The sequence below is a fragment of the Shewanella sp. HL-SH4 genome (genome assembly GCF_051164845.1).
Lineage (GTDB): Bacteria > Pseudomonadota > Gammaproteobacteria > Enterobacterales > Shewanellaceae > Shewanella > Shewanella glacialimarina.
Map to the genome: position 1 here is coordinate 2,460,659 of NZ_CP195037.1, position 25,786 is coordinate 2,486,444.

Here is a 25,786-nt window from a genome sequence, read left to right on the forward strand (position 1 = left end):
ATTACGCTTAGGGTAGTAATATTGTCGCTTGTCTTATTTCATTCGTCACACGGGGTTGCAATGACACAGCGGCATAGTAAGCCGGAAATCTTGCACACAGAAATTGTCGCTAAAAGTCGGCTATTTCAAATTGAGCAAGTTCATCTTAAGTTTTCAAATGGTGTTGAGCGCCAGTATGAGCGAATGAAGGGCGGAAGCCGTGGCGCTGTAATGGTGGTGCCTATTCATCAAGGCCAGCTACTACTTGCCAAAGAGTATGCGGCTGGAACTGACAATTACGAATTAGGTTTTCCTAAAGGGCTTATTGATCCTGGTGAAGAGGCTATTGAGGCTGCTAATCGTGAGTTACAAGAAGAAATAGGTTTTGCCAGTAAAAAATTAACCCATCTAAAAACGCTGTCACTGGCACCGGGGTACTTCTCTAGCAAGATGCATATTTTTGTTGCTGAACAATTGTATGCCAGTGAACTTGAAGGTGATGAACCTGAACCGATTATTGTAGTGCCTTGGGCACTAGATGATTGGCAAACATTGTTAGATAACCCCGATTTTTCTGAATCTCGAAGTGTAAGCGCACTTTTTTTAGCCAAACAGTTTTTAGCTAAGTAATTTCTAGCTAAATAACTGCTTGTTTCGCCGTATGAGTCATACAGAGGTAAGTGCCATTCACTTACCCAGTAAAGTATTATCCTCGCACTTTGGCTAAAGTTAGCTAAAGTTAGTTTTAATCAGTAATACATGCTTATTTCCAGCAACTGGAGTTGTAATGAAGCCTGAAGCCATCATCGAACAAGCAATTGAAATTGCTATCGAAGCAGGGAATGCTATTCGTAAAATCTACCAATCAGGTGATTTTAAACGAGAGATAAAATCTGATAATACCCCTGTAACGTCTGCCGATTTGGCCGCCCATGACATCATTTGTTCACGTCTTGCTAAGCTGACACCAGACATCCCTATTCTCAGTGAAGAAGATGCTGATATCCCTTTGTCTGTCAGACAAAACTGGTCAACATATTGGTTAGTCGATCCGCTTGATGGTACCGGTGAATTTATTGCTGGTAGTGGTGATTTCTCGGTAATTATTGCCCTTGTTGAGCATAATCGCCCGATAATGGGAATTGTTTATGCGCCAATGACCGATGTATGTTATTACGCTATTGCAGGGTTAGGTGCCTATAAACGTAGTCCCGAAGGTGAAGTACGTATTACTAGCACTCAATTAGCGCTATCAGAGCAAAATCATCTGCGAATAGCGGTTAGCCGCCGACAAGATCCCAAAAAGGTACTTAAATTATTTAACCACCCTAAAGACTGCGAGTTAGTGGTGTTAGGTGGTGCGGCATTAAAGAGTTGCTTAGTTGCCGAAGGCCAGGCCGATTGTTATATCCGTTTGGGCCCAACAGGTGAGTGGGACACAGGTGCAGCACAAATTATTGTCGAAGAAGCGGGTGGAGCCTTGGTTGATATCAACTTACATCCAATGACTTACAATGAACGTGATACCTTAGAGAACCCTAACTTTATTGTTGTTGGGACAGAAAACCTCCCATGGAATGTTATGTTACTTAATGACGAGTAATTAATTTCTACTTGAGTTCAGAAATGTATTCAATCAGCTAAATTCAATCCGTTTAGCCTATATTAGCCACATCATAAGTGCATATACCTGAATAATGTTGCTGACACCTTAGGGGGAACATTATTTAGGGAGTGATAGAGTTAAATAAAACACTGTGTAAAGAGTTAAAATTGCCGTTGGCATTAATGACGACGCGATATAAGTTAACCCTCCGGTAAAACAAGGTGTTTATATTTGCTCATTCAGCCATTGGTGCACTTCAGTGGCATTACCTTTAAAAATCACCTTAGTAAGTTTTTTATCAAGTTGATATAGGTACATGGGGTCATAGTATTTACTGAGTAATTGGCTTATCCAGGCGTAATGACCATCCAGATTATGCTGATTTTGCTGCTGCTTTAATGCTTGTTGAATAAGTCCTTGTAACTCGTCATGTTGTTTGCCGCCTAAGCGTTTACGGATTTTGCTAATACTGTCGACTAAATACGCAGCAAAAGCGTTAAACCCCTCAACCTCTCCGAGTAGAGTGCAATATTGTTGGTGCATATTACTGACATACTCACCATGAAGCCTATCGACTCTGGCATTAAATGCTTCTTCAAGTAATACAACTGGCGCTTGTTGCATGGCTTTAAAAAATGGCTGCGGAATAGCGGTACGGCCAATTAAGAAACTCTCATCTTCTAACAGCAATTTGGATGATGGCTTGACCTGTTGATATTTAAGTAACGCGACCCCTAGATTATTTTCAAAATTAATTTGGCTAGGCTGTGAGGTTATTTGTTTACCAAAACTTGATCCGCGATGATTAGCCAGGCCTTCTAGGTCGATGGTTTCTTTACGCTGATGAATAAACTCAGTTTTACCACTACCTGTACTGCCGCTTAAAATCAAAAAATGGTGATTTGATTCAGCTTGTTCAATAGTACTAATCAAAAAGCTACGCAGTGCCTTGTATCCCCCATAAATATAGGGAATATCAATACCCGCATGTTGTAGCCATTGTTGACTAAGTTGAGAGCGAAGGCCGCCTCGAAAACAATATAAATAACTATGATTATGTTGGTGTACTTGTTCGCACCAGGCATCAATTCGGCTTTGCTTAATATCACCGCTGACCAATTGATGGCCTAGGGTAATGGCGGCTTGTTGCCCCTCCTGTTTATAACAGGTACCCACTAGTTGACGCTCTCTATCATTCATCAAAGGTAAATTAACTGACTCGGGAAAAGCACCTTTATTGAATTCAATTGGCGCGCGAACGTCAATCAGAGGTCGCTTTTCTAGTAACAATCGACCGTATTCACTGGCGGCAATGGTATTACTCATTGAGTAAAGCCACTAGTTGTTCAGGTGTGTTCAATGCATTGCTACTCAATGTCCCAATACAATGTAGGGCAATTTGATGCTCAGCTAATACTTTGTGTAACTCTGCCAGCGCCGATTCATTTACTGCTATCAATAAACCACCACTGGTTTGAGGATCACATAATATTGCCTGCTGGTAATCGGTCAATGATGGTAAGTGCGGTGCATAACTTTGATAGTTACGACTTGTTCCTCCTGGAATACAACCTTGGGCAATATAGTTATCGACTTCTGCTAATCTAGGAATGGCATTAAAGTTAAGTGTCGCAGTGAGATTAGCCCCTTGGCAGAGTTCGATTAAATGACCTGCTAAACCAAACCCAGTCACATCTGTTAAGGCATTGACGCCTTTTATTTTAGCGATATCTTGGCCAACTTTATTCAGCTGACACATAGCATCAATCGCAATATGATTATGCTCGGGTTTAAGCTTTTTTTGTTTTTGAGCCGTTGTCAGTACACCAATACCAATAGGTTTGGTCAGATACAGCTTGTCATCAGATTTAGCCGTGCTGTTTTGCTTTAAATCATTGAGTTGTACCTGGCCTGTCACTGCTAAACCAAAAATAGGTTCTGGTGCATCAATACTGTGCCCTCCCGCTAACATAATGCCGGCATCTTTACAGGCCTGGCGTCCGCCATCTATGACTTGTTGAGCCACTTCTGCAGGCAGTTTGTTTACTGGCCAGCCTAAAATAGCTATCGCCATTATAGGGGTTCCGCCCATGGCATAAATATCACTTATTGCATTCGTCGCTGCAATACGACCAAAGGTAAAAGGGTCGTCGACGATAGGCATAAAGAAGTCAGTAGTACTAATAATCCCAATATCATCATTGAGTTTGTATACCGCAGCATCATCACGCGTGTCATTACCGACCAGGATATTAGGGTCAGTGAATAGCGGTAATTGTGATGACAGTATAGTACTGAGTACTTGGGGGGATATTTTACAGCCGCACCCGGCTCCGTGGCTGTATTCGGTTAAGCGAATGTCTTGATAATTGGACTTCATAATGAATAACTTAATCTAAGGAAGTGAAGGTCTGTTATAGATTCATTGTGAAAGATAATCTGGTACTTGGGTAGCATTAAATAGAAAAAGCGCATTTGAATTAGTTTTTGAAATGGCTATAACGTCTTTAGACACAGTCAACAGGCTAATAAAAATGCCGCGCCCTTAAAGGGCGCGGCATTAATGTCACTGTAAAGCGGCTGTTAATTGGCCGCTAGAATTCAGACTAAAACTACGCATAAGCAGCCGTCAGGCTTTTCCATTGTCGCTGCTGCTCAAGAAAGCGTTCGCGAAGTTCTTGAACCTGTTCTTTTAAGTGGGTATCAACTAATTGCTTTCGCTTAGCTTCAATCAACGCTTTTTTGGCTTGATAGTATTCCATCAAATGCTGCTTCATAAGTTCATATTCAGCTTGGAAGGTATCAATTATTTCATCACAATTAGGTAAATGGGCCACCTTGTACTGCACACGTTGCAGTTGCATTTTCAGTTTGGCCGCTTCAATACGCTCTTGTGGTACTTTACGTAAGTCGGAGGCTAGTCCAACCCAGTCCATCGTTTTTATTAACCACTTGGTTGGATCGTAATCCCACCATTTAATACCATTACGGTAATCATTTTCAAAAATATGGTGGAAGTTATGGTAACCCTCACCGTATGTCAGCAAGGCTAAAAAAGCATTGTCGCGAGCGGTGTTTTTGTTTGTGTACGGCTGTTTACCCCAAATATGGGCAAGTGAGTTAATGAAGAAAGTACAATGATGCACTACCACCAATCGTAGCAAGCCAGCCATTAATACCATTGACACTATGTCACCATTTAACCAGCCCAATAAAGCGGGTAAGCCGATATTCATTAAAATAACCAATGCTAAATAGTGTTTGTGTTGCCACACAAGAATCGGATCATTTTGCAAATCGCGGACGTTATTGTAATCACTATAACGACTCGCTTGATATTCACGTAACATCCAACCTATATGGCTGTACCAAAAGCCCAGCTTAGCTGAATAGGGGTCTTTGTCGTTATTATCGACATGTTTATGATGTACACGGTGATCACTACACCAGTGTATAGCACTATTTTGTAATGCTAATGCACCACCTAATGCAAATAATACTCGCATTGCCGGATGCGCTTTGTAGGCTTTATGGGACCAAAGACGATGATAACCAGCGGTGATAGACAAGCCACTGGCATAGGCTAAAACAATGAAGGCAAGCCATTCTACACCATCAAAACCGTGCGCTATACCGCGCCAAGGCACTAATACCACAGCACCAATAAAGGTAATAGCGAACAACAAGGTGTTAAGCCAAATAATAGGAGGTTTTTTCATCTAATCGCTTTCCTGCTAACTTTTAAATATGAGTCTAAACTAATTGAGCGTACATATGTAAGCTAATTTATCCTGTGATCTGTTTTGGGTCAAGCTCAATAGGGCTGTGTTTATACGATAAAAGGGGTATTATCTGTTAATTAATCTTGACTGAGCGATTTTTTAAATGGGTGTAAGAGCACAACAAAAAGAGAAAACCCGCCGTGCATTAGTGGATGCAGCGTTTAATCAATTAAGTGCTGAGCGCAGTTTTTCTAGTTTAAGCTTACGTGAAGTTGCTCGAGAAGCCGGCATCGCACCGACATCTTTTTATCGTCATTTTAAAGATATGAATGAGCTTGGCCTGACTATGGTTGATGAGGGCGGATTAACGCTCAGACAAATGATGCGTAAAGGTCGTCAACGTGCTGAAGCGGGTGGAAGTGTTATTCGTATTTCAGTTGACACTTTTATGGAAGTCATGGAATCAAACCCCAATGTGTTCCGAATCCTATTACATGAACGTTCAGGAACATCAGCGGCTTTTCGCGCAGCAGTTGAGCGTGAGGTCGAACACTTTATTTCTGAACTAGCCCATTACACCGAAGCACACGCAAATAGACACCCAACACTTGCACGAGCTCAAGCCGAGGCTTTGGTGACTTTAGTGTTCAATGCGGGTGCTAGCGCATTAGACCTAAAGCGAAGTGAGCGAAAATCGCTGGCTGATCAATTGGTGTTGCATTTACGAATGGTGGCGACAGGGGCTGAAGCATTACAACAGAAAATGGACAGCCGCAGCTGAGAATTGATTTATATTTTAATAAAAAAGGGCAGATAATTAATCTGCCCTTTTTATTCATATTGATAAAGTTGTCTTACTTGCGCTCAAGTAACACACCCGATTCCATATGGTCGGTATATGGGAACTGATCAAATAATGCAAAGCGGGTAATTTTATGGGTAACGCCTAGTACCGTTAAGTTATCTTTTAACGTACTTGGGTTACACGATATATATAAAATTCGCTCATAGCCTTGAACCAACTTTAATGTTTCGTCATCAATACCGGCTCTTGGTGGGTCTACAAATATAGTATTGCAATCATAGCTGTCCAAATCGATACCTTCTAAGCGTCTAAAGCTACGTTTTTTGGCCATCGCATCACTAAAGTCTTCTGCAGACATGCGAATAATCTGCACGTTATCGACTTTATTAATTTCAATATTATATTGCGCAGCATCAACTGATGGTTTAGCTAGCTCAGTAGCCAGTACGCGTGAAAAATTTTGCGCCAATGCAATTGTGAAATTACCATTGCCGCAATAGAGTTCAAGTAAATCACCCTGGCTATTTTGGGTAGCGTTTATTGCCCACTCAAGCATTTTAACTGACACGTTAGCATTAGGCTGGGTAAAGCTATTTTCAATCTGCTTATACTGAAGCATCTTACCGTTCACATTCAGTTTTTCAGTGACAAAATCTTTATCTAAATCGATTTTTTGCTTCCTAGCTCGGCCAATTAAATTAACATTAAATTGTTTGGCGAGTTTAGCCTTCAGTGCCTTAGCATCTTCAAGCCATTGATCATCTAATTGACGGTGATATAACAAAGATACTAAAATCTCACCGCTTAAAGTAGACAGGAAGTCGATCTGAAATAAACGATATCGCAAAGAAGGGCTTGGTTTTAGTTCTTCAATTAAGGCGGCCATCATTTGATTGATCAAAGTACCCGCTGGTAAATATTGATCACAGCGCACTTTAGCATTCAGCGCTTTGTCAAACATGTAGTAATATAAGTCTTCGCCTTCATGCCACATTCTAAATTCGGCGCGCATCCGATAATGAGCAGGTTCAGAAGCGAACACTTCTAATGCTGGTGGGGTAAAATCAGCAAAGGCTTGTTCAAGCTTGTTACGCTTCTGTTCAAGTTGCGTAGCATAGTTATTTGGGTCCATGGCTGCTAAATTCATTTTCTCCACCAAAGGCAATAAAAAAGGGCGCAAATTTTATAACAAATAGCGTCGATATCCAATGTATATAAAATAGGAGACCACTTTGTCAGAGCCAATTTTAGTATTCGACTCAGGAATAGGTGGTTTATCAGTACTATCAGAAATCCGCAAGTTACTGCCAAATAGGGATTATCATTATTTATTTGATAATGCCCGCTTGCCCTATGGCAACTTATCAGAAGAGGATTTAATTGAAGGGTGTGTTGAGTTAATTCTACAACAGGTGCATCAAATCAATGCTGCTATTGTGGTTGTTGCATGTAATACCGCTAGCACTTTAGTATTACCAAGGTTAAGGGCGAGTTTATCTATTCCTGTTGTTGGTGTTGTACCAGCCATTAAACCCGCCGCCGCATTATCTGCTAAAAAGCATATTGGATTACTTGCCACACCAGGCACAGTAAAGCGCGACTATACCCAAGAACTGATCAATGAATTTGCCGATGACTGCAAAGTAGAATTATTCGGGTCATCAGAATTGGTGATGATGGCAGAGAAATATGTCGCAGGTGAAATCATAGACCTAGTAGAATTGGCGTTAATACTGCAACCTATTAAAGATGCCGATATTGATGTGCTGGTATTAGGCTGTACACATTTTCCTATTATCGCAGCGAAAATTAACCAGATACTGGGTAATCATGTCAAATTATTAGATTCTGGATTGGCAATAGCGAATAGAGTAAAAACATTAGTGCCTATAAGTAATAAGCAGGGAAGTGAATTAACGGTCAGTTATACAAAGCAGATTTCAACAGGACTCTATAAAGCATTAGTCGGTTATGGGTTCACCAGTGTGAAACAAATAACCGACTAAACCACCTAACTAAGTTAGATTAAACATCAGAAGAATCGGAAGAATCAGATTCTTGAGATTTAGCTTCTCTTACCTTTAAAGTACGCTCTTGGAAAGTATAGTCGTTCAACTTACCCATTGCTTTTTGAGCTCCCGCTTCAGACATTTCAACAAAACCAAAGCCTTTACGGCGACCTGTTTTGCGATCACGTACTAAACGGACTGAATTAACCGGGCCATATTCACCAAATAACTCTTTAACTTCACCTTCATGAACACGGTAAGGTAAGTTACCAACATATAACGTCATTGTTGGACCTACATAAGGTTCATCAGATGCGCGAGCTTGGCTAGCTGGAACAAAGGTAAAGATAAGTGTTGCTACTACTATCCCTGCAATAAACGCTACAGAGGAAGCTACACTACCTTGAACTTGGAAAAAAACAAAAGCACCAACAAGTGCTGCAATAAGAACAATCACGAATGATTTCTGCATAAAATAATCTCTAATAATAATGAAATGAAAAATAACTGTTAAAAAACCGCTATATATTAATGAATAATCCGCACATTAACCAGTCCGTTGTAGAAAAAATGAGCTTAAAACTAACTTAAATATGATAAATACTGCTTTGGGCATCAAACTTGTTGCATTTATAGGCTGGAAAAGCGAAAAAAACAGCGATCTGGGTAAAAGATCATCGGTCAGCAAAAAAGATCGCGATCCCCCCTTGCGCCGAATCAGAATCTCCCTATAATGCGCAACCACTGACACGGCACAGCGCGAAAGCAAAGTGGCATCTGAAGTTAATCACTTAGGAAGTCAGGTTGATTTGAAAGGATAAAAACTTCGGTTTCATCATCAAATCAACAGCGAAAAGAAAGTTTGAAAAAACACTTGACGCTGACAACAGGGTCTGTAGAATACGCAGCCCAAGCCAACGACCTAGCGTCCAACGGCGATGTTTGAAAAATCAACATCAACGCTCTTTAACAATTTATCAAGTAATCTGTGTGGACATTCACAGGTATTGAGTTATTCGAAATTGCTTCTTCTTAGGAAGAGCAATCAAAAAATTTAAACTCAATGCAACGATGAATGTTCATAGCAATATGTACAAAAAGACTTTGTTAACTTCGGTTGATAAAGCAATCAGAATTCATTGAGCCGAAACCTTCGGGTTTCAAAAAACTTTAATTGAAGAGTTTGATCATGGCTCAGATTGAACGCTGGCGGCAGGCCTAACACATGCAAGTCGAGCGGCAGCGGGAAGATAGCTTGCTATCTTTGCCGGCGAGCGGCGGACGGGTGAGTAATGCCTAGGGATCTGCCCAGTCGAGGGGGATAACAGTTGGAAACGACTGCTAATACCGCATACGCCCTACGGGGGAAAGGAGGGGACCTTCGGGCCTTTCGCGATTGGATGAACCTAGGTGGGATTAGCTAGTTGGTGAGGTAATGGCTCACCAAGGCGACGATCCCTAGCTGTTCTGAGAGGATGATCAGCCACACTGGGACTGAGACACGGCCCAGACTCCTACGGGAGGCAGCAGTGGGGAATATTGCACAATGGGCGAAAGCCTGATGCAGCCATGCCGCGTGTGTGAAGAAGGCCTTCGGGTTGTAAAGCACTTTCAGTAGGGAGGAAAGGCAGTAGTTTAATAAACTATTGCTGTGACGTTACCTACAGAAGAAGGACCGGCTAACTCCGTGCCAGCAGCCGCGGTAATACGGAGGGTCCGAGCGTTAATCGGAATTACTGGGCGTAAAGCGTGCGCAGGCGGTTTTTTAAGCCAGATGTGAAAGCCCTGGGCTCAACCTAGGAATTGCATTTGGAACTGGGGAACTAGAGTCTTGTAGAGGGAGGTAGAATTTCAGGTGTAGCGGTGAAATGCGTAGATATCTGAAGGAATACCGGTGGCGAAGGCGGCCTCCTGGACAAAGACTGACGCTCATGCACGAAAGCGTGGGGAGCAAACAGGATTAGATACCCTGGTAGTCCACGCCGTAAACGATGTCTACTCGGAGTTTGGTGACTTAGTCACTGGGCTCCCAAGCTAACGCATTAAGTAGACCGCCTGGGGAGTACGGCCGCAAGGTTAAAACTCAAATGAATTGACGGGGGCCCGCACAAGCGGTGGAGCATGTGGTTTAATTCGATGCAACGCGAAGAACCTTACCTACTCTTGACATCCAGAGAATTCGCTAGAGATAGCTTAGTGCCTTCGGGAGCTCTGAGACAGGTGCTGCATGGCTGTCGTCAGCTCGTGTTGTGAAATGTTGGGTTAAGTCCCGCAACGAGCGCAACCCCTATCCTTATTTGCCAGCGAGTCATGTCGGGAACTTTAGGGAGACTGCCGGTGATAAACCGGAGGAAGGTGGGGACGACGTCAAGTCATCATGGCCCTTACGAGTAGGGCTACACACGTGCTACAATGGCGTATACAGAGGGTTGCAAAGCCGCGAGGTGGAGCTAATCTCACAAAGTACGTCGTAGTCCGGATTGGAGTCTGCAACTCGACTCCATGAAGTCGGAATCGCTAGTAATCGTGAATCAGAATGTCACGGTGAATACGTTCCCGGGCCTTGTACACACCGCCCGTCACACCATGGGAGTGGGCTGCAAAAGAAGTGGGTAGTTTAACCTTCGGGAGAACGCTCACCACTTTGTGGTTCATGACTGGGGTGAAGTCGTAACAAGGTAGCCCTAGGGGAACCTGGGGCTGGATCACCTCCTTACCTATACGACTAACTCAATACCTAAAAGTGCAGAGATGCATGTGAGTGTTCACACAGATTACTTGATAGAAAGAAAGAGAAATTACGTTGGGTCTGTAGCTCAGCTGGTTAGAGCGCACCCCTGATAAGGGTGAGGTCGGTGGTTCAAGTCCACTCTGACCCACCAATTCTTCATTTCTCCTGTGTTAATTTACCGCTCGTTTAGTGAACTAAACGTCGCAATAAATTGCCTTGGATAAATTCGAATTGGCAAGCCAAATAAATTGGCTGACCTTCTTAGAAGGTAAACGTAAATTCTCACTGTATGTAAAGGGGTTATAGCTCAGCTGGGAGAGCGCCTGCCTTGCACGCAGGAGGTCTGCGGTTCGATCCCGCATAGCTCCACCATTCATCTTCGATGAAATACATACATATTGGTCCGAGATGCCAAAGATAAACGAAATTTTATCTTTGGCTTTTTTAAGCCCGCTCTTTAACAATTTGGAAAGCTGATAGTACTAACTAAAGGCGCATGAATGATGATTCGTTGTCGTTTGTGTGATTAGGTTAGTGCGAAAATAATATTGATGCGAAAGCATCAGTATCTTGAGTTCTCAAAACACTGTTTAAGTGTCTTGAATATTCTAAAAACTAAGGCGAGTCACACTTCCTGGTCGGGAGTGAGACAAGTAAAAACCAGCTAGTTGCAATACAGTCCGATTAGTTCATTCTCTTGTTTACAAGGGCAGTGAAACTCATTTGGGTTGTATGGTTAAGTGACTAAGCGTATACGGTGGATGCCTTGGCAGTCAGAGGCGATGAAGGACGTAATAACTTGCGAAAAGCGTTGGCGAGCTAGTAATAAGCATTTGAGCTAACGATATCCGAATGGGGAAACCCGGCCACATAAGTGGTCATCATACAGTGAATACATAGCTGTATGAGGCGAACCTGGGGAACTGAAACATCTAAGTACCCAGAGGAAAAGAAATCAACCGAGATTCCCCTAGTAGCGGCGAGCGAACGGGGATTAGCCCTTAAGTCTATGGGGTGTTAGTGGAATGAGTTGGAAAGCTCAGCGGCACAGGGTGATAGCCCCGTACATGAAAACTAACCATAGATGAAAACGAGTAAGGCGGGACACGTGACATCCTGTTTGAATATGGGGGGACCATCCTCCAAGGCTAAATACTCCTGACTGACCGATAGTGAACCAGTACCGTGAGGGAAAGGCGAAAAGAACCCCTGTGAGGGGAGTGAAATAGAACCTGAAACCGTATACGTACAAGCAGTGGGAGCGGTTCTTGAGACCGTGACTGCGTACCTTTTGTATAATGGGTCAGCGACTTACGTTTTGTAGCGAGGTTAAGCGAATAGCGGAGCCGTAGGGAAACCGAGTGTTAACTGCGCGTTTAGTTGCAAGGCGTAGACCCGAAACCGAGTGATCTAGCCATGGGCAGGTTGAAGGTTGAGTAACATCAACTGGAGGACCGAACCGACTTATGTTGAAAAATGAGCGGATGACTTGTGGCTGGGGGTGAAAGGCCAATCAAACTCGGAGATATCTGGTTCTCCTCGAAAGCTATTTAGGTAGCGCCTCGAGCGAATACCATTGGGGGTAGAGCACTGTTAAGGCTAGGGGGTCATCCCGACTTACCAACCCTTTGCAAACTCCGAATACCAATGAGTACTACTCGGGAGACAGACAGCGGGTGCTAACGTCCGTTGTCAAAAGGGAAACAACCCAGACCGTCAGCTAAGGTCCCAAAGTGTATGTTAAGTGGGAAACGATGTGGGAAGGCTTAGACAGCTAGGATGTTGGCTTAGAAGCAGCCATCATTTAAAGAAAGCGTAATAGCTCACTAGTCGAGTCGGCCTGCGCGGAAGATTTAACGGGGCTAAACATACCACCGAAGCTACGGGTTTGCAGTTTACTGCAAGCGGTAGAGGAGCGTTCTGTAAGCGGTTGAAGGTGAAGGGGTAACCCACACTGGACGTATCAGAAGTGCGAATGCTGACATGAGTAACGATAAAGGGAGTGAAAAACTCCCTCGCCGAAAGACCAAGGGTTCCTGTCCAACGTTAATCGGGGCAGGGTGAGTCGACCCCTAAGGTGAGGCCGAAAGGCGTAATCGATGGAAAACAGATTAATATTTCTGTACCTCTGCTAACTGCGATGGAGAGACGGAGAAGGCTAGGCTAGCGCGGCGTTGGTAGTCCGCGTTTAAGGTAGTAGGCGGTGTTCTTAGGCAAATCCGGGAACACGTACTTAAATGTACACGTTGAGAGCTGATGACGAGTCACTAAGGTGATGAAGTAGTTGATGCCATGCTTCCAGGAAAATCTTCTAAGCTTCAGGTTAGTAGGGATCGTACCCCAAACCGACACAGGTGGTCGGGTAGAGAATACCAAGGCGCTTGAGAGAACTCGGCTGAAGGAACTAGGCAAAATGGTACCGTAACTTCGGGAGAAGGTACGCTGCTGTTGGTGATGGGACTTGCTCCCTAAGCTGACGGCAGTCGCAGATACCAGGTGGCTGCAACTGTTTATCAAAAACACAGCACTGTGCAAAATCGCAAGATGACGTATACGGTGTGACGCCTGCCCGGTGCCGGAAGGTTAATTGATTGGGTTATCGCAAGAGAAGCTCATGATCGAAGCCCCGGTAAACGGCGGCCGTAACTATAACGGTCCTAAGGTAGCGAAATTCCTTGTCGGGTAAGTTCCGACCTGCACGAATGGCGTAATGATGGCCACGCTGTCTCCAGCCGAGACTCAGTGAAGTTGAAATTGCGGTGAAGATGCCGTATACCCGCGGCTAGACGGAAAGACCCCGTGAACCTTTACTATAGCTTGGCACTGAACATTGAACCTACATGTGTAGGATAGGTGGGAGACTTTGAAGCTTCGTCGCTAGATGGAGTGGAGTCAATCTTGAAATACCACCCTTGTAGTTTTGATGTTCTAACTCTGGCCCCTTATCGGGGTTGAGGACAGTGCCTGGTGGGTAGTTTGACTGGGGCGGTCTCCTCCCAAAGAGTAACGGAGGAGCACGAAGGTTGGCTAAGTACGGTCGGACATCGTACGGTTAGTGCAATGGCATAAGCCAGCTTAACTGCGAGACATACACGTCGAGCAGGTACGAAAGTAGGTCATAGTGATCCGGTGGTTCTGAATGGAAGGGCCATCGCTCAACGGATAAAAGGTACTCCGGGGATAACAGGCTGATACCGCCCAAGAGTTCATATCGACGGCGGTGTTTGGCACCTCGATGTCGGCTCATCACATCCTGGGGCTGAAGTCGGTCCCAAGGGTATGGCTGTTCGCCATTTAAAGTGGTACGCGAGCTGGGTTCAGAACGTCGTGAGACAGTTCGGTCCCTATCTGCCGTGGGCGTTGGATGATTGAGGGGAGCTGCTCCTAGTACGAGAGGACCGGAGTGGACGAACCGCTGGTGTTCGGGTTGTCATGCCAATGGCATTGCCCGGTAGCTACGTTCGGAATCGATAACCGCTGAAAGCATCTAAGCGGGAAGCGAGCCCCAAGATGAGTCATCCCTAGAGCTTTAAGCTCTCTAAAGGGCCGTAGGAGACTACTACGTTGATAGGCAAGGTGTGTAAGCGTTGTGAGGCGTTGAGCTAACTTGTACTAATGACCCGTGAGGCTTAACCATACAACCCAGATGGGTTTTACTGACCTTAGTGGTTAGAATGGGACGCTTAAATAGTGTGACGAGACTCAAACTCAGATAAAGCAATCAGCTTTCCGAATTATTATTTAATGCTAGTTAAATGGCGTTAGATAAACCAAATTTGTCTGGAAACCATAGAGCTGTGGCACCACCTGATCCCATTCCGAACTCAGAAGTGAAACACAGTATCGCCGATGGTAGTGTGGGGTCTCCCCATGTGAGAGTAGGTCATTTCCAGGCGCCAATTAAAATTACTGATCATAATGATGAGTAATAATATAAAGCAAGTTTTGCTGATATGGCTCAGTCGGTAGAGCGCATCCTTGGTAAGGATGAGGTCCCCAGTTCGATTCTGGGTATCAGCACCACGAATATTCTAGTGTATTGTCCTAGTAGAATTTGTCTGGAAACCATAGAGCTGTGGCACCACCTGATCCCATTCCGAACTCAGAAGTGAAACACAGTATCGCCGATGGTAGTGTGGGGTCTCCCCATGTGAGAGTAGGTCATTTCCAGGCGCTAAATAAAACAGCAAGGCCACTCTAAATGAGTGGCCTTTTTGTTTTGTGTCGAAGTACTATTCTTGAGCATGAAAGTCGTGTGGCCGATATGCCCATCTGAGAGTAGGTCATTTCCAGGCGCTAAATAAAACAGCAAGGCCACTCTAATTGAGTGGCCTTTTTGTTTTGTATGGAATCACTATTCTTAAGCATAAGTCATACAATTTACATTAAACACAGTGTGGCCGATATGCCCATGTGAGAGTAGGTCATTTCCAGGCGCCTAATTTACTCGCAAGAGTAGTGATAAGCGCATTACTAAAGTAACGGGCTTTTTACGTCTATGATTTGTGGCGAACTGATCTTTGATATTAGGGAATGATATTAGATAATGGTTGTAGTGTAGCCGATATGCCCATGTGAAAATATTGATCAAATGTAGTGAGGTTTTTTTAGTGATGAATACAAAAAAGCCCGCACAAATATGTTGGGGCTATTTACACTATTACTGCAGAATAGAGCTAGGCTAATTCAGCTAAAATTTTATCAACTATTGCTTGATTCGCTTCTGGAAAGTCAAATTGCTGAAGCTGATTGATTGGCACCCATTGTATCTGCTGTCCTTCTAAACCCTTTGCTTGATTTGAAAACTCAGTAACTAAATGAATATCTAATCTGACATGTTTATCTGGATAATCATGAATAATATCCATGAACGGTATAGAGGTGGTTACATCTAAGTTTACTTCTTCTTTTAGCTCTCTAATTAATGCTTCAGTGACTGTTTCACTGACTTCCACCTTACCACCTGGGAATTCCCATTTACCGCCTTGGTGAAGATGTCCGTGCCTTTTAGCCAATAGAATATGATTATCTTGGTTAATGATGACACCTACGGCTACATGAATTCGCTTTTGCATAATGTGTATTCCAATATCGCTTAGGTAGAGTTAGTCTTCTTTAAAGAAAGAGGATTCGTTTAATCCCAGTTCGTCATAACCTAAGTCATCATACATATCAGGGTCTAGTGGTGCAGTAACGGGAATAACATGTTTTTCATCAGCCCAGTCACCTAGGTCGATCAATTTACAGCGCTCACTGCAAAACGGTTTAAATTTAGATTCAGCTACCCATTCAACTTGAGTTTTACAGATGGGGCAATTAACAGTCAATGGCATAATTTATATACTTGAATAATGAAGAAGTAAGATTCTGCAAGATCTTAAAAGGTTTAGCTGCAAGTAGCCAGCAAGAATTGAATTGTTTTGTCGGTATGGCGAAGTTGGTCAAAATCAACAAAGTGAATGGCGTAACGGTTACGGTGGCCACTAATTGTTGGGTAGCATCCTTGAGATACGTCCACTTTAACGCGAATTAACGCAAGAGGTTGTCCGCTATCACCCTGATAAAAACCTGCTTTTGCTTCTGTAGGGCAAAACTCTGCAGTACTGCGGATAAGTTCAAGCAATAAGTTTATTGGGGTAAGCAGTGGTTGAAATTGATCAACCCAGCATTGAAGATCAATTTGACGTTCTTTCCAGGGTTTAGCTAACCAAAAGTGTAATTGGGGCAAATCGAAGTTACAACAAGCTCCGGGCATTCCAAAACGCTGTCGCAATGCAGAAATAAATTTATCTTTCTTAAGATGGACGCCAATTCTATCTGAGGTTTGTAACTGCGCTTTCGATTGTATTAAACGGTTAATTAATTCGTTAATTTGTACTTTATCAACATGGGGTAATTCGAGCCACTTTGACAACATTATTATATGGCGCTCGATATCTTTTAATACATCGGAACGATAGTCACAACGGTCGGTTAATTCACAAAGCGAAAATAGCGGATAAAAGCAGCGATGTTGATGATCTTGGGTCAAATTAGATTGTATTTGTGTCGACAGATATTCTAACCGTAAATAACTACGAATTTTTTCATTCAGTGGTTGTTCGTATATTAGTTCAGTCATCGGAGTTAAGTATTTTCGCCAATTTCAAATATTTGTGATGTAACAAAGCTACTTTGTCCCGTAGCACGTTTAACTCTCCTTGATTATCAACAATATCATCGGCTTTAGATAATCGTTGTTGACGTGATATTTGGCTTTGAATAATTTGTTCAACTTGCGTTGAAGCCACGTTATCACGTTTACTCGTCCTTGAAATTTGCAACTCAGGTGAAATGTCCACTACTAAAGTTGTATTGACTAACTTATCTAACCCATTCTCAAATAGCAAGGGAACAACCAAAATGACATAGTCAGATGCAGCATTTTTTACCTGCTGTAACATAGTATTACGGATCATTGGATGTAATAAGTTATTTAACCAGTCGCGCTGTTCTGGTTGGTTAAAGATAATATCTCTCAGCTTGCTGCGATTTAACGAACCATCGGCCAGACATAAGTCCGCGCCGAAATGTTGGATAATCTGTTGTAAACCGCTTGAGTTTGGCTCTACTACTTGTCTGGCGACAATGTCGGCATCAACTAAGGTGATGCCTAAATCAGCAAATAAATTAGCAACTGTAGTTTTGCCGCTGCCGATGCCGCCAGTAAGACCGACAATAAAGTTAGACATGTGATTGTTTAGATGAGTTAGTTAGCATTAAATAAGCGTGCTCAAATACCAGTTAATGATATCTTGGCCCCAAATAAGGGCTATCCAGCCGGCTAGCGCAATATATGGGCCAAATGGAATAGGTTTACCTGCATGCAGTTTTTTGGTCACTATCATAGTGATGCCCACAATAGCGCCCACTAACGATGATAATAAAATGATCAGTGGTAGCATTTGCCAACCTAGCCATGCCCCGAATACCGCCATTAATTTAAAATCACCATAACCCATACCTTCTTTGCCTGTGACTAGCTTAAATAGCCAAAATACCGACCAAAGACTTAAGTATCCGGCAGCTGCGCCAATTAATGCATCGCTTGAACTGGTAAACACCCCTTGCAGGTTGATTAGTAGCCCTAACCAGAGTAAGGGTAAGGTGAGTTGATCGGGTAATAACATTTCATCTAAATCAATGCCGGTTAACGCTACCAAAAAGAACGTCAGTATTGCGGCAAACAGAAATTGAGTCGTAGGGCCAAAATAAAATGCCAAGGTGGCCACCATTACACCAGTGATAAATTCCATCACAGGATAACGAGCTGAGATAGCGGTCTTACAGCTGGCGCACTGGCCTTTTAAGATTAACCAGCCCAATACGGGTAAATTATGCCAAGGCTTGATATTAGCCTTACATTTCGGACAAGCGGAGCCTGGCACTATAAGGTTATACTTTACTGGGAACTCATCTATCGGTTTGGCTAAGCGTTTTTCACCGACTTGCTGGACGATATCAGGATGATATTCAGTTAAATAAAAGTTACATTCACTTTGCCATTCACGCTTCATCATAACCGGTAAACGGTGGATAACCACATTAAGAAAGCTGCCAATGGTGGCGGCAAAGATAAAGCTTATACAAACAAAGAGCCAAGGATACTGGCTCATTGTGGTAACGAAAATTGAAATAAATTCAGTCATTAATTATTCTTATTTTTTATATTTGATAAGAGTTAGCTAACTATTTTACCCATTTGGAAGATTGGCAGATACATAGCGACAATTAAACCACCAACAAGGGTACCAATCACTACCATCATTATTGGCTCAATTAAGCTCGATAATGCATCGACAGCATCATCCACTTGCATCTCATAGATATTAGCAACTTTATTTAGCATGTTATCTAATGAGCCTGATTCTTCGCCAATCATCACCATTTGAATAAGCATATCGGGGAAAAGTTCTGTAGTACGCATAGCCACGTTCATTTGCATACCAGACATCACTTCTTGACGCACTTTTAGCAATGCAATGCGATATACCGCATTACCTGAAGCGCCAGCTGCTGATTCTAAACCATCAATTAGTGGTACACCTGCGGTAAACGTTGTCGCTAGTGTGCGGGCAAAACGTGCCATTGCCCCTTTATGTAAAATGTCACCTATTGCCGGTATTTTCAGAATAAGTGTATCGACTTGGTCTCTGACAATTTGTGAATTTCGATGGGCCCTTACAAATAAAAAAACAGCTGCTACGACTAGCCCTAAAATAACGTACCATGATGATTGTAGGGCTCTCGAAATACCTAATACAAATTGAGTAAATGCAGGCAACTCTGCACCGAACCCTCTGAAGATTTCTTCAAATTGTGGTACGACGAATAATAACAACATTGTTGTGACTAAAATGGCGACTACCACAACAGCGGCAGGATAGAACATGGCTTTTTTAATTTTAGATTTTAGTTGCTCTGACTTTTCACGGTAAGTTGCGATACGGTCAAATACGATATCTAAAGCACCAGAATGCTCACCTGCAGCGACTAAATCTACATAGAGCTCATCAAAATATCTGCGGTGGGGACGAAGTGCATCTGATAGCGGAATGCCCGATTGAACATCGGATAAAATTCCGCCCAGTAATTCACGCATTTTAGCTTTTTCATGGCCTCGACCCAGTAGTTCTATAGTGGTGACTAAAGGTACTCCGGCAGCCAACATGGTGGCTATTTGACGGGTAATCATCGCCATATCCATAGCTGTGATTTTAGGGTCACCTAGTTTGAACAGTGGGGCTGATTTTTTTCTAACAGTCTTGGGAGATACTCCCTGTGCTTTTAAAATTCCTCTAATCTCAGCAATGGTTGAACCACGTAGTTCGCCTGAGGTTTTTTGTCCATCGCGATTGACACCTTTCCATTCGAAGGTAAATACTTTTGGCTGGTGCTTTACATTCCTTTTTTTGTTAGAGGTTTTTCTTTTCGCTGCAGCAGTGGCCATAAAGCGATTCCTTGAAATTAGGCTTACATATTGATTATTTATTTTAATTGTAAGCGAATAGTGAACAAATATCTAAAATGATATTTTTATCTAAGTCTCTAATTAAAGCTAGTCACTCGATTAACTTCGGCGATACTGGTGACACCATGAACTACCTTTAGTAATCCTGACTGGCGCAAATCGCGCATGCCTTCGGTTTTTGCCTGTTGGGCAATCTGCAAAGAATTACCACTTTCCATAATCGTCCGCGCAATGGCGTCAGATATTTTCATTACTTCATAAATGCCGACACGACCTTTGTAGCCGCCGGAACATAAATCACAGCCGCAGGGTTTATAGACGGTAAACCCTTCATCGATGTTTTGTTGGTTAAAACCAAGGCGCAATAATTCTTCAGCGGGTACATCTTCAGGCTGTTTGCATTCTGGGCATAAACGTCTGGCTAAACGCTGGGCAATAATTAAATTCACTGAGCTGGCGATATTATAGCCTGGGACCCCCATATTGATTAAACGGGTAAGGGTTTCCGCTGCCGAGTTAGTGTGTAGCGTCGATAATACTAAATGACCGGTTTGCGCGGCCTTAATGGCAATTTCAGCGGTTTCTAAATCACGTATTTCACCTACCATCACCACGTCAGGGTCTTGACGCAGGAATGAGCGTAGCGCTGAAGCGAAGGTTAAACCTGCTTTAAGGTTAATATGAACCTGGTTAACCCCTTCTAAGTTAATTTCTACCGGATCTTCCGCGGTAGAAATATTGCGCTCTTCGGTATTTAATATATTAAGACCAGTATACAAGGATACGGTTTTACCCGAACCCGTCGGGCCAGTAACTAAAATCATCCCCTGGGGTTTGGCAAGCATCTCTTCGTACAGCAAACGTTGGTCATCTTCATAACCGAGCTTTTCAATGCCCAGCTGCGCAGAAGATGAATCCAAAATACGCATTACAATTTTTTCGCCCCAAATAGTGGGCAAGCTGCTGACACGAAAATCGATAGATTTAGTTCGCGACAGTTTCATTTTAATCCGGCCATCTTGCGGCACGCGGCGCTCGGCAATATCAAGCTTTGACATGACCTTTAAACGGGCTGATATACGCGCAGATAGATTAACTGGCGGTTGCGACACCTCATGTAAGATGCCGTCAATTCTAAAACGAATCCGGTAGCGTTTTTCATAGGGTTCAAAATGTAAGTCAGATGCTCCTTTACGAATCGCATCTGTGAGTATTTTATTAATGTAAATTACAATAGGGGCATCGTCACTACTTTCAGCTTGTTGTTCATCTTGTTGATTGGTATCTGAGACATCAATATTAGCTAAGGCTTCTTCATCTAAACCTGTAAGGTCAAGGCTGCTTAAGTCATCCTCAGCAAGTTTTTCTAAAATAATATGTAACTTGTCATCTTCAACTAAAATGGCTTCTGCATGCAGGCCTAAACTAAATTGAAAGTCTTCTAAAGCGGCTATGTTCGTTGGGTCTGAGGTCGCTATATATAAACGGTTGCCTCGTTTAAATAGTGGCAGGCAGCGGTGTTTATCAATAAGCTTTTTATTGAGCAACTCTTCAGGTATTGCAGCGATATCATATTCATTTAAATCAAGAAGTGGCGTGCCATATTCTTCGTAACACAGTTCTGCAATTTCTCTGGCTGAAAGGAGTTTTAATTTGATGATGGTGGTAACTAAGGAGTTTTTAGACTTTCTCGACTCAGCAATCGCAGATGAAGTTTGCTCTTCGCTAAGTAAACCTTTGCGAATAAAAAGAGTGGATAAACCAAGATGCAAACCGTTATTAGGCATAACTTTCCTAGTGAAGGAATTAATTGATAATGTTTAGATACTCTAACTAAAAACGCCAAGAATAAAAAGGTATCATTCTTGGCGTCTAAATAAAATAACAGGCTTATTAAGGTATTAGATACCCGCACCAGCTTGACATTGGGCTAAAGTAGCACCTGCACCAGCAGAGACAATGCCGTAAGTCACTCTGCCGTCACCTGTTATAGTAGCGGTTAAGGTACAAGAACCTTCAGCAAAAACTAAAGTTCCTTCTATCCCTTCTCCTGTCAAACCTGTTATTGACATTCCTGGTGCTGCAGCAGCGTCAGCCACTAGTGTGTTACAAGAAATGCCTGATTGAACGCAAGTAACAGCTTTCGTTGTATATGATGCAACAGCTTTCATTGCTGCGCCTCCGTGAGCGGAACCAACATAGTCACGGTAAGCCGGCAATGCGATTGCTGCTAAAATACCGATGATCGCGACTACGATCATTAATTCAATAAGGGTAAAACCCTTAGCGTTTTTAATTTGATTAATGCTTTTCATTTTTTCTCTCCGTAAATGTGCTTGGGCCTATCCAATCCTAGGTACTGAACTGTATATCGGGCGGCTATACATGAAATCGTATTGCCGTTTGTTACAGTATTCAGTGGCATCCATCGTTGCCGAAGCCTTACGGGCACATATTATTTGCTAGTGTTGAAGTCATTGAATAACAATGAATTCAGTTTTTGTTGTAATCAACTTTGGTTTAGTCAACGTTTAATCAGTTTAGCTAGGCTTTAAATATTTTGTAGGGCTTTTTAAGCCTATGTCACTTTTTAACAAAGTGCCAACAAGTATTTATAACTAACTACACATGACTTTTCGGCTGATTTGCTTATTTCTAGAGCAAGTATTTCATAAAAACACAATTTTGTAACATCATTTATCAGTAAACTTTGTCAAAAATAGGCTGTTGTTTGAAAAACACACTCTTAATAAATCAAGTTCTGGCCGAAAGGCCACTCGCCTAATGCAAACGTTAGTATAAAGTGACCTAAAATGGAATACTTTTATCCGGTAAAAGTAAAATTAATGTTTAAATATTCTGTACTTGGCAGTTTTTAGGATGAAATATTGCAACTGTTTTTTGACTATTGACTTATAAGGGCTAATTTTTGACAGTCGAAAGTGTTAGGTCATAAAACTGACGCTTCAACTTGCTGCCGACTGTAGGTGTATTAGCACATTTAGGCATCAACGTTTTAACGCGAGTAAAGGGTTTGTTACGCATAAGCTGTTAATGTTAGCTCAGCGCTTCTTATTACAACTCGCCACTTTTAGTACAACTCACCGTTTCTCAGTTTAGGGCATCACTTCTCAGCACAGCTTACCGCTTCTCACTTAAGTGAAGCGGTAAGCTATCGTAGTAGTTTATCCTTTTAGTCGTAACGACAAGTCTAACGCTTTTACATGTTTGGTCAGTGCGCCTACAGAGATGTAATCGACGCCTGTTTTAGCAAAGTCGGCTAAGGTGTCAATGGTAACATTGCCAGACACTTCTAATTTTGCGCCTTTGCCTGCATCTTTGTAAGTTTGATTTAAGGCGACAGCTTCAAACATCATGGTGATATCAAAGTTGTCTAGCATGATGATGTCGCTACCGCCGTCTAATGCTTGAGTGAGCTCGGCAATAGATTCCACTTCCACTTCTACGGGTTTGTCACTGTGTAGTTCCCGGGCAGCTTGAATTGCTTGGGTAATACCACCACAGGCCATGATGTGATTTTCTTTAATTAAGAAGGCGTCAAACAAGCCTATGCGATGATTTTTACCCCCACCACAGGTTACGGCATATTTTTGTGCGGTGCGCAGGCCTGGAATGGTTTTACGGGTGTCGAGTAAACTAGTATGGGTGCCGGCGAGTTTATTAACATACAGTTTAGTTAAACTTGCGACACCTGATAGGGTTTGAATAAAGTTCATTGCGGTGCGCTCGCCGGTTAAAATGACGCGGGCTGGACCGGATAAGTCACATAACACTTGGTTGGGTACGACTAAGTCGCCATCGTCTACGTGCCAATGCAAGGCAACTTCACCGCCGAGCTGATTAAACACTTGTTCTGCCCAAGCTTTGCCGCAAAATACGCCTTCTTCACGGGTGATTAAGCTGCCTTCTACGTGTTTGTCAGCGGGAATAAGCTGGGCGGTAATATCGGCTTTGAGCATTTGTTCAACATTTTGATGTTCGCTATACCCTAGGTCTTCATTTAATGCGGTTTTCACTGCATGGCGGATATCATTTTCAAACATAAGCTAAATCCTTGCGAATATTGGGTGACGAGGTTTTGAATAAAAGGTCACACAAAACACTGTGTAAGCTAATAGATTAACATAACTTTGAATGGGTTGTGAGTGCTGTGACCGTGGTATTAAGGCTATTTTACTGTTAATTTATTCGCTTACCACATTGCTGGAACCTGTATGGGGTATTGCACAATTCATTATCTGTTAAAACGCTATAGTAGTAGCTTGTTTAGAATGAAACTGAACCCAGATAGGATGCAACAGGCCTTAACATTGACAAGAATATAATATGAAATCACACACAAGTATGTCTTTAGGTTGGTTGCCCCAGGCGCGCCGCTGTATTTCGCCGCATTTTAATGCACGACCTAATAATGAAGTGAGTTTATTGGTTATCCACAATATTAGCCTGCCTGCAGGCCGTTTTGGTTTACCTTATATTGATGCATTATTTCAGGGCTGCTTAGAGACTGATGCAGCAAGCGCTGCCGACGATTCTTTTGTCGATTTAGCGGGTTTACAAGTGTCGGCGCATTTTTTAATTCGCCGCGACGGTGAAATTGTTCAATATGTCAGTTGTGATGATAGGGCGTGGCATGCTGGGGTATCTGAGTTTGAGGGTAGAACCAATTGTAATGATTTTGCCATTGGTATTGAGCTAGAAGGCACGGATGATATTGCCTATACAGATACGCAATACCTTAACCTTGCACAACTAACACTGGAGATTATGGCGCAATACCCTATGATTAACCCAGTACGGATAGTTGGCCATTGTGATATTGCCCCTGGCCGTAAAACCGACCCTGGCAATAGTTTTGACTGGCTAAGGTATCGACAAGCGCTTGGTTTAGGCAATGGGTTAACCTAATTAGCGCTAAAATAATGGTAAAGGCTTACCGTTAAACTTATTTTACATGATTGAGCGTAATGCTTTTATTACATCCTAAGGATACAAGATGGCTTTATTTGCACTACTGGTCGCTATTTTAGTCGAGCGACTAAAATTACTCCCGGTCAGTCTACAATTTGACACCTTGATGCTGCGTTATCACAAACAGTTTTGGGATAAAAAGTCGTTATCAACCGATTTTGGTGTAGCGATAGCGGTAGTATTACCGTCTTTTTTGGTGTTTGCTATTGGGTTGTTAGTGAATGGCTTAGTGTTCGATTTACCGAGTTTATTGCTGTGGGTTGTGGTGACTTTAGTGTGTTTTAGCCATCAGGACTTACGTGACATTTTTAAAAAATACGTGCAAGCGGCATGTCGAGGTGATGTGCAAGCGTGTTATCGCTACGCCGCAGAGCTTGATTGCAGCGAATGTATTGATGCGGTAGATGAGCGTGATTTAGGCATTAAAGTGGGCCAAAGTGTTGCGTGGATTAATTATCGTTACTATGGTGCTGTAGCCTTGTTTCTGGTGTGTTTTGGCCCAGTAGGGGCGGTGTTGTATTGCAGCATTCGATTTTATTATGATTTAAACATTAAACAAGATTTGTCTTTACCCTTAATCGATCACCTACAGCGACTGTTTGATTGGTTGCCTAGCAGAATATTCAGTTTCGGATATGTGTTAAGTGGGCAATTTTCACAAGGGCTAGCAGCCTGGCGAAAACGGGCGTTCGATACCCGCAGTAGCGCTAAATTAGTGGTCACTGAAACCGCGTTAGCGGCTGAGTCTTTGCCTGAGGCTGGGCCTGCTCCTGTTAGCGTGCAACCAACATTAGCCCTATTGGCGCTGACCAAACGCAACTTTACTTTGCTGCTTACTTTTGTGTCTGTTTTGACCATATTTGGGATCATTAGTTAGCCTAGATATTGTGTTTTTCGGGCTTTTGTCAAATGGTCTGACCCCTTAACGATTT

The 25,786-nt window shown here is 42.8% G+C and carries 20 protein-coding genes, 3 tRNA genes and 4 rRNA genes; 13 read left to right on the forward strand and 14 right to left on the reverse strand.

What is annotated here, in order from left to right; genetic code table 11:
* Positions 1–60 precede the first annotated feature (60 nt).
* Together nudE and cysQ are read left to right on the forward strand one after the other, a co-directional pair.
* Positions 61–609 (forward strand): ADP compounds hydrolase NudE, encoded by a 549-nt coding sequence (gene nudE, locus ACRWQL_RS11755; protein ID WP_434950136.1) that lies wholly within the window; start codon positions 61–63, stop codon positions 607–609.
* 157 nt (positions 610–766) lie between these two features.
* On the forward strand, positions 767–1,582 hold the full coding sequence (gene cysQ / locus ACRWQL_RS11760; protein WP_434950138.1) for a 3'(2'),5'-bisphosphate nucleotidase CysQ: 816 nt from the start codon (positions 767–769) through the stop codon (positions 1,580–1,582).
* Positions 1,583–1,810: 228 nt separating this feature from the next.
* On the opposite strand, the gene mnmH is transcribed toward cysQ, so the two are convergent.
* The 3 genes from mnmH to ACRWQL_RS11775 form a co-directional block, all read right to left on the reverse strand.
* Positions 1,811–2,911 (reverse strand): tRNA 2-selenouridine(34) synthase MnmH, encoded by a 1,101-nt coding sequence (mnmH, locus tag ACRWQL_RS11765; protein WP_434950140.1) that lies wholly within the window; start codon positions 2,909–2,911, stop codon positions 1,811–1,813.
* Positions 2,904–3,965: a selenide, water dikinase SelD gene (selD, locus tag ACRWQL_RS11770; RefSeq protein ID WP_434930885.1), complete on the reverse strand. Its 1,062-nt coding sequence runs from the start codon at positions 3,963–3,965 to the stop codon at positions 2,904–2,906. The genes mnmH and selD overlap by 8 nt, the downstream gene beginning before the upstream one ends.
* A 232-nt stretch (positions 3,966–4,197) precedes the next feature.
* The gene (locus tag ACRWQL_RS11775; protein WP_434927572.1) at positions 4,198–5,304 is read right to left on the reverse strand and encodes an acyl-CoA desaturase; all 1,107 of its coding nucleotides are present in this window, start codon (positions 5,302–5,304) and stop codon (positions 4,198–4,200) included.
* Positions 5,305–5,470: 166 nt separating this feature from the next.
* Between ACRWQL_RS11775 and fabR the strand changes: the two genes are divergently transcribed.
* Positions 5,471–6,088 carry an HTH-type transcriptional repressor FabR gene (fabR, locus tag ACRWQL_RS11780; protein ID WP_226412478.1) on the forward strand — a complete coding sequence of 206 codons (618 nt, stop codon included), beginning with the start codon at positions 5,471–5,473 and terminating at the stop codon, positions 6,086–6,088.
* Between the two features lie 73 nt (positions 6,089–6,161).
* Here fabR and trmA read toward each other — a convergent pair whose 3' ends face one another.
* Positions 6,162–7,259 (reverse strand): tRNA (uridine(54)-C5)-methyltransferase TrmA, encoded by a 1,098-nt coding sequence (trmA, locus tag ACRWQL_RS11785; protein WP_434950142.1) that lies wholly within the window; start codon positions 7,257–7,259, stop codon positions 6,162–6,164.
* Between the two features lie 85 nt (positions 7,260–7,344).
* Here trmA and murI point away from each other — a divergent pair, with 85 nt between their 5' ends.
* Complete coding sequence (murI, locus tag ACRWQL_RS11790) at positions 7,345–8,118, forward strand: glutamate racemase (protein WP_434927569.1); 774 nt, start codon at positions 7,345–7,347, stop codon at positions 8,116–8,118.
* 19 nt (positions 8,119–8,137) lie between these two features.
* On the opposite strand, the gene ACRWQL_RS11795 is transcribed toward murI, so the two are convergent.
* Positions 8,138–8,593, reverse strand: coding sequence for an RNA recognition motif domain-containing protein (locus ACRWQL_RS11795; RefSeq protein WP_434950143.1), 456 nt, complete (start codon positions 8,591–8,593; stop codon positions 8,138–8,140).
* A 699-nt stretch (positions 8,594–9,292) separates the two neighbouring features.
* On the opposite strand from ACRWQL_RS11795, the gene ACRWQL_RS11800 reads away from it, so the two are divergent.
* The 7 genes from ACRWQL_RS11800 to rrf (ACRWQL_RS11830) all read left to right on the forward strand — a co-directional run bounded on the left by ACRWQL_RS11800 (position 9,293) and on the right by rrf (ACRWQL_RS11830) (position 15,025).
* A 16S ribosomal RNA gene (locus ACRWQL_RS11800) occupies positions 9,293–10,837 on the forward strand.
* Between the two features lie 89 nt (positions 10,838–10,926).
* Positions 10,927–11,003 (forward strand) — tRNA-Ile (locus ACRWQL_RS11805).
* 145 nt (positions 11,004–11,148) lie between these two features.
* Positions 11,149–11,224 (forward strand) — tRNA-Ala (locus ACRWQL_RS11810).
* Positions 11,225–11,586: 362 nt separating this feature from the next.
* A 23S ribosomal RNA gene (locus ACRWQL_RS11815) occupies positions 11,587–14,489 on the forward strand.
* Positions 14,490–14,631: 142 nt separating this feature from the next.
* Positions 14,632–14,747, forward strand: a 5S ribosomal RNA gene (rrf, locus tag ACRWQL_RS11820).
* 52 nt (positions 14,748–14,799) lie between these two features.
* Positions 14,800–14,875 (forward strand) — tRNA-Thr (locus ACRWQL_RS11825).
* A gap of 34 nt (positions 14,876–14,909) precedes the next feature.
* Positions 14,910–15,025: ribosomal RNA gene (gene rrf, locus ACRWQL_RS11830) — 5S ribosomal RNA — on the forward strand.
* Together the 16S, 23S and 5S rRNA genes with 3 tRNA genes alongside form the textbook arrangement of a ribosomal RNA operon.
* Positions 15,026–15,528: 503 nt before the next feature.
* On the opposite strand, the gene mutT is transcribed toward rrf (ACRWQL_RS11830), so the two are convergent.
* The 9 genes from mutT to nadC form a co-directional block, all read right to left on the reverse strand.
* A complete protein-coding gene (gene mutT, locus ACRWQL_RS11835) occupies positions 15,529–15,927 on the reverse strand; it encodes an 8-oxo-dGTP diphosphatase MutT (protein ID WP_226412755.1) in 399 nt (132 codons plus the stop codon).
* Between the two features lie 30 nt (positions 15,928–15,957).
* Positions 15,958–16,185 carry a DNA gyrase inhibitor YacG gene (gene yacG / locus ACRWQL_RS11840; protein WP_226412757.1) on the reverse strand — a complete coding sequence of 76 codons (228 nt, stop codon included), beginning with the start codon at positions 16,183–16,185 and terminating at the stop codon, positions 15,958–15,960.
* 53 nt (positions 16,186–16,238) lie between these two features.
* Positions 16,239–16,973, reverse strand: a complete 735-nt coding sequence (gene zapD / locus ACRWQL_RS11845; protein WP_434950145.1) for a cell division protein ZapD — start codon at positions 16,971–16,973, stop codon at positions 16,239–16,241.
* Positions 16,966–17,583, reverse strand: a complete 618-nt coding sequence (coaE, locus tag ACRWQL_RS11850) for a dephospho-CoA kinase (protein ID WP_434950147.1) — start codon at positions 17,581–17,583, stop codon at positions 16,966–16,968. The genes zapD and coaE overlap by 8 nt, the downstream gene beginning before the upstream one ends.
* Before the next feature lie 27 nt (positions 17,584–17,610).
* The gene (locus tag ACRWQL_RS11855) at positions 17,611–18,540 is read right to left on the reverse strand and encodes a prepilin peptidase (RefSeq protein ID WP_434950149.1); all 930 of its coding nucleotides are present in this window, start codon (positions 18,538–18,540) and stop codon (positions 17,611–17,613) included.
* Positions 18,541–18,572: 32 nt separating this feature from the next.
* On the reverse strand, positions 18,573–19,841 hold the full coding sequence (locus ACRWQL_RS11860; RefSeq protein ID WP_434927435.1) for a type II secretion system F family protein: 1,269 nt from the start codon (positions 19,839–19,841) through the stop codon (positions 18,573–18,575).
* A gap of 98 nt (positions 19,842–19,939) precedes the next feature.
* The gene (gene pilB / locus ACRWQL_RS11865; protein ID WP_434950151.1) at positions 19,940–21,649 is read right to left on the reverse strand and encodes a type IV-A pilus assembly ATPase PilB; all 1,710 of its coding nucleotides are present in this window, start codon (positions 21,647–21,649) and stop codon (positions 19,940–19,942) included.
* 114 nt (positions 21,650–21,763) lie between these two features.
* Positions 21,764–22,177: a prepilin-type N-terminal cleavage/methylation domain-containing protein gene (locus ACRWQL_RS11870; protein WP_434927433.1), complete on the reverse strand. Its 414-nt coding sequence runs from the start codon at positions 22,175–22,177 to the stop codon at positions 21,764–21,766.
* Positions 22,178–23,047: 870 nt separating this feature from the next.
* Positions 23,048–23,926: a carboxylating nicotinate-nucleotide diphosphorylase gene (gene nadC / locus ACRWQL_RS11875; protein WP_434950152.1), complete on the reverse strand. Its 879-nt coding sequence runs from the start codon at positions 23,924–23,926 to the stop codon at positions 23,048–23,050.
* A 283-nt stretch (positions 23,927–24,209) separates the two neighbouring features.
* On the opposite strand from nadC, the gene ampD reads away from it, so the two are divergent.
* Together ampD and ampE are read left to right on the forward strand one after the other, a co-directional pair.
* Positions 24,210–24,791 (forward strand): 1,6-anhydro-N-acetylmuramyl-L-alanine amidase AmpD, encoded by a 582-nt coding sequence (ampD, locus tag ACRWQL_RS11880; protein ID WP_434950154.1) that lies wholly within the window; start codon positions 24,210–24,212, stop codon positions 24,789–24,791.
* A gap of 88 nt (positions 24,792–24,879) precedes the next feature.
* On the forward strand, positions 24,880–25,731 hold the full coding sequence (gene ampE / locus ACRWQL_RS11885; protein WP_434950156.1) for a beta-lactamase regulator AmpE: 852 nt from the start codon (positions 24,880–24,882) through the stop codon (positions 25,729–25,731).
* Positions 25,732–25,786: the final 55 nt, after the last annotated feature.

Excerpts from the sequence above, each read along its gene's own strand:
- ACRWQL_RS11855 (WP_434950149.1), bottom strand. The coding sequence starts at position 18,540 with ATGACTGAATTTATTTCAATTTTCGTTACCACAATGAGCCAGTATCCT.
- cysQ (WP_434950138.1), top strand. The coding sequence starts at position 767 with ATGAAGCCTGAAGCCATCATCGAACAAGCAATTGAAATTGCTATCGAA.
- ACRWQL_RS11870 (WP_434927433.1), bottom strand. The coding sequence starts at position 22,177 with ATGAAAAGCATTAATCAAATTAAAAACGCTAAGGGTTTTACCCTTATT.
- selD (WP_434930885.1), bottom strand. The coding sequence starts at position 3,965 with ATGAAGTCCAATTATCAAGACATTCGCTTAACCGAATACAGCCACGGA.
- mnmH (WP_434950140.1), bottom strand. The coding sequence starts at position 2,911 with ATGAGTAATACCATTGCCGCCAGTGAATACGGTCGATTGTTACTAGAA.
- ACRWQL_RS11775 (WP_434927572.1), bottom strand. The coding sequence starts at position 5,304 with ATGAAAAAACCTCCTATTATTTGGCTTAACACCTTGTTGTTCGCTATT.
- yacG (WP_226412757.1), bottom strand. The coding sequence starts at position 16,185 with ATGCCATTGACTGTTAATTGCCCCATCTGTAAAACTCAAGTTGAATGG.
- ampE (WP_434950156.1), top strand. The coding sequence starts at position 24,880 with ATGGCTTTATTTGCACTACTGGTCGCTATTTTAGTCGAGCGACTAAAA.
- pilB (WP_434950151.1), bottom strand. The coding sequence starts at position 21,649 with ATGCCTAATAACGGTTTGCATCTTGGTTTATCCACTCTTTTTATTCGC.
- ACRWQL_RS11860 (WP_434927435.1), bottom strand. The coding sequence starts at position 19,841 with ATGGCCACTGCTGCAGCGAAAAGAAAAACCTCTAACAAAAAAAGGAAT.
- nadC (WP_434950152.1), bottom strand. The coding sequence starts at position 23,926 with ATGTTTGAAAATGATATCCGCCATGCAGTGAAAACCGCATTAAATGAA.
- zapD (WP_434950145.1), bottom strand. The coding sequence starts at position 16,973 with ATGACTGAACTAATATACGAACAACCACTGAATGAAAAAATTCGTAGT.
- coaE (WP_434950147.1), bottom strand. The coding sequence starts at position 17,583 with ATGTCTAACTTTATTGTCGGTCTTACTGGCGGCATCGGCAGCGGCAAA.
- ACRWQL_RS11795 (WP_434950143.1), bottom strand. The coding sequence starts at position 8,593 with ATGCAGAAATCATTCGTGATTGTTCTTATTGCAGCACTTGTTGGTGCT.
- fabR (WP_226412478.1), top strand. The coding sequence starts at position 5,471 with ATGGGTGTAAGAGCACAACAAAAAGAGAAAACCCGCCGTGCATTAGTG.
- trmA (WP_434950142.1), bottom strand. The coding sequence starts at position 7,259 with ATGAATTTAGCAGCCATGGACCCAAATAACTATGCTACGCAACTTGAA.
- nudE (WP_434950136.1), top strand. The coding sequence starts at position 61 with ATGACACAGCGGCATAGTAAGCCGGAAATCTTGCACACAGAAATTGTC.
- ampD (WP_434950154.1), top strand. The coding sequence starts at position 24,210 with ATGAAATCACACACAAGTATGTCTTTAGGTTGGTTGCCCCAGGCGCGC.
- mutT (WP_226412755.1), bottom strand. The coding sequence starts at position 15,927 with ATGCAAAAGCGAATTCATGTAGCCGTAGGTGTCATCATTAACCAAGAT.